The organism is Orenia metallireducens, from assembly GCF_003001995.1.
Classification (GTDB): domain Bacteria; phylum Bacillota; class Halanaerobiia; order Halobacteroidales; family Halobacteroidaceae; genus Orenia; species Orenia metallireducens_B.
Genome location: NZ_PVNB01000078.1, coordinates 1 through 1,707, shown reverse-complemented (window position 1 = coordinate 1,707; position 1,707 = coordinate 1). Strand labels below are relative to the sequence as shown.

3 protein-coding genes are annotated in these 1,707 nt (G+C 33.5%); all 3 read right to left on the bottom strand.

Features of this window, described 5'->3' with window-relative positions; translation table 11 throughout:
• Window positions 1-199 precede the first annotated feature (199 nt).
• Window positions 200-622 (bottom strand): hypothetical protein, encoded by a 423-nt coding sequence (locus BX659_RS18640; protein ID WP_097019721.1) that lies wholly within the window; start codon window positions 620-622, stop codon window positions 200-202.
• A 92-nt stretch (window positions 623-714) separates the two neighbouring features.
• Window positions 715-1,242 carry a replicative helicase loader/inhibitor gene (locus BX659_RS18635; RefSeq protein ID WP_097019720.1) on the bottom strand — a complete coding sequence of 176 codons (528 nt, stop codon included), beginning with the start codon at window positions 1,240-1,242 and terminating at the stop codon, window positions 715-717.
• The coding region (locus tag BX659_RS18630; RefSeq protein WP_146129062.1) for a DnaD domain-containing protein at window positions 1,243-1,707 on the bottom strand (465 nt) is incomplete at its 5' end.

The following is a 1,707-nucleotide window of genomic DNA, read 5'->3' as shown; positions in this document are numbered from 1 at the left end:
TGAACTTACCTTATATTCTAATCCTTCTTCTGTAAAATAATAATAGCTCATATTTAAAATTCACTTCCTATTAAAATTTTGTCATATCAAATTGACTAAGTAATTTTTAAATTGGATTTAAAAATTTCATTTAACTATATATCATCCTTCTACAAAACAAACTATTATACCTTCTAACTTTAAATTATACCTTCTAACTTTAAATTAGATCTCCAATGCTTTCCTCTAACTTCTCTAAGGCCCTCTTCTTCACCCGATAATACTGACTAGCTGAATAAGGAAATAGATTACTATTATAAATCATATTATCCCTTTCAGATTTTCCATCCAAATACTTAGCCTTAATCAATGGTAGCTCTAACTCATTATCAAGGACCTTTAATCCTGTTTCTATCAGCTCTATTATCCTTTCCTTCTCTACTTTTTCCCTAGCCAAATCACTATCCACCCTCTTTTCTACTGCTTGATAGGTTGCATCATAGCTCTTACCCCCTCGTATAATTGGTCTAGTATAATCTATCGCCTGCTGACTATACTCCAATTCAATTTCAATCAATTCTACCCTAGTATTTAAAGCCTTATAGCTCATTAATAACTTAATTAACCTACTATGCTTTTTCAACCTTATCACCTCTATATTAATAAAGCAGCTGACCCCACCTAAAAGTCAACTGCTTAAATGTTATTCCATGCTTGTACTGAGAAAATATGAAACTATGAAACGCTCTCTTTAAGCTTTAATTCTCCTTCGCTAATTAACCTGATGCTCTCTCTTAACTCTATTGGTAATAAATCTTCCTCTTGCTTTCTTTTTAATAACTGACCATACATCTTGATAAACTGTCCTCTAATCACGCCTATCTTACTCTCTAAACATATCTCCCTCCATCCCATAGCTCTTACTGTCCTAGCTACCAGCGAATTCATACTCCCTAATGCTTCCTTCTCTCGATAATACCCATAATATCTGATTGCATTTACCACCTCCTCCCAAGCATCTGTTGCAGTTACTTTATCCTGAGAAGTAGCTATACTAGCGACCTCTCTTCTAATATCAGCTATTACTGGTGGAAAGGGACTCTTCAGAATTAACTTTTTAGCTGCTAGCTGTGCTACCTGATAGGGTATATCCCTTAACAATTCATGCCAGACCTTTAGCTTAACTCCCTGACTATCAACCTGAAATTTATCATAGGCTACTGCTAAAATGGACAATAGCTTTGATGTTTCCTTTTTAGTCAATTAATCCACCTCCCAAATATTCTCATCTTCAACATCACACTGCTCTACTAAATCAAGTGCATTCTGTAGATTAGTAGGTAACTCATTTTTACCCTTATTTTTATTGCTATACCTTGACTTTCTATCCTCTAAATAAGACTTAACCTTTTTCTTAGTAGTCAATCCTTTACTCAACCAATCATCAAGAACTGCTTTTAAATAAGCAAAATTATTAGCATTATTTAAAGAGGATTCCTTCATGGCTAAAATAATTATCTCTTCATTTAATCCATCCTCTAAATAACCTTCAAGCACCTCTAACTGATAAGTACTAATTAATCTGCCAAAACACTTTTCATAAAAAGCGACGATTTCTTTTCCTCTTCTTTTATGTGTAGTCTCTGTAGTAATCTTTGTAGTAGTCTCTGTTAAAGAGTTTACACTTTCTGTAAGGTCCACTTTACCCTTTTGGTAATTTCCACTTTT